We start from the raw sequence: 1,436 nt of genomic DNA on the forward strand, positions 1-1,436 counted from the left end.
ATCCAACCCATCGTGCAATTTGCGGGGGGTTCTCCTGTCAATTCATCTGCCAGAGAACAAAGAGACAAAGACCACTCCCCCATCACCCACAATCAAAATGTCACAGTGCATGTCAATGGGGCGCGTGAACCTATGGCTACTGGTCGTGCGGTTGCCCATGCTTTGCAACGGGCACGCGCCAATGCGCTGCATGGCGGAACAGAGTGAGGGGAGGGATGAAGTGCTAGGAGGGCGCAATGGTAGGAGAGATGCAATGGTAGGTTTCGAAAGAGATGACGTGATGGAAGGGATACAATCAAGGGGAGGGCGTTTATGAGAGATCCTTTGCTGATGTTAGGACCACATCTCTTTTATGTGGACTGGCTAAATTTCCAATCCTTTGAGGAAGAGTTTTCTGCCTCATGGGTTTGCCTAGAGCGTTTTGGTAAGGCTCCCGGTTTGCAATTTACCGGCTATGGCAATGAYCCYAAAACCATTCATGGGGTGTTGTTTCCAGAAGAATTTGGGGACCGAGTAGCGATAGATGCCATCACCAGAACCATTCGTGCAGCCAAACCCGTTCAGATGATCCGTTGGATGAGTGAYAAYGGCTATAGTGCCCTTCTCCATGGATCTGTGGTGATCACCAGTGTTACGAAAGACCATGATTACATCAGTCGCTCTGGKCAATCGGGGCGCATTCGCTATGCYATTAGCTTGTTACCGTTTTTTGACGGTGGAAAACCACAAGGTCAATATCAGGGGGGRCAATACCAARGGAGATATGATCAATATTYCCAAGGGGAACAAACGCCATGAAGATACCAGAAAAGCATCTCGTGGTAGAGCTAGAAGATATGAGTCTTGATCTGATCTGCTTTCAACATGCTATGGCTGTKTTAGGAGAYCGTTCWCAAGTTGGAGCGATCAGAGGGTATTGTGAGGCTASTTTACAAGCCAATCCAGGTATTGCGAGATATGGTGCCCTATTGCCACGGGGCTTAAAGGTCATTCTGCCTGAATTTGYTAGCCAAGAAAAGAACAGCGTGGTCAAAAGGCTATGGGATTAATGCGCACACATCCCTTTATTGAAGTAAGAGTTGGGGAGAAACTTGTCCATGAGGTTTTTTACCAGCGTCTTTTAACGGCAACCATTACGGACCATGCGGGCAATGAAGCCGATACATTTGAAGCAGAGTTTGATGATCGTGRYCATGATTTAGAGATTCCCTCMAGCAACAGCGCACTCCAGGTTACCTTTGGTTATCAAAACAGCATCCGTGCCTTTATGGGGCGTTTTGTTGTTGAGTCGGTGGTAAGTATTGGTGGCAGTGATGGAGAGATTTTGCGCCTTTGTGGCAAAAGTGCTTCGATGCAGAAAGAACTCAAAGAACAGGCGAGTGAACATTTTGACCACCAAACCATTGCTGAGATTGTCGAGACACTTGCYAAACGCC

General features: G+C 47.8%; 2 protein-coding genes and 2 pseudogenes. All 4 read left to right on the plus strand.

What is annotated here, in order from left to right:
• Nucleotides 1-207, plus strand: a pseudogene (locus tag CEV08_RS09165) (hypothetical protein); the annotation flags it as partial.
• Between the two features lie 105 nt (nucleotides 208-312).
• Nucleotides 313-798: a phage tail protein gene (locus CEV08_RS09170; protein WP_100131279.1), complete on the plus strand. Its 486-nt coding sequence runs from the start codon at nucleotides 313-315 to the stop codon at nucleotides 796-798.
• Entirely contained in the window at nucleotides 795-1,049 is a 255-nt protein-coding gene (locus CEV08_RS09175) for a tail protein X (protein ID WP_100131280.1), read from the plus strand. The genes CEV08_RS09170 and CEV08_RS09175 overlap by 4 nt, the downstream gene beginning before the upstream one ends.
• Nucleotides 1,049-1,436, plus strand: a pseudogene (locus CEV08_RS09180) (late control protein); the annotation flags it as partial. The gene CEV08_RS09175 and the pseudogene CEV08_RS09180, both read left to right, overlap by 1 nt.

Source organism: Bartonella tribocorum (assembly GCF_002778015.1).
Classification (GTDB): domain Bacteria; phylum Pseudomonadota; class Alphaproteobacteria; order Rhizobiales; family Rhizobiaceae; genus Bartonella; species Bartonella tribocorum_B.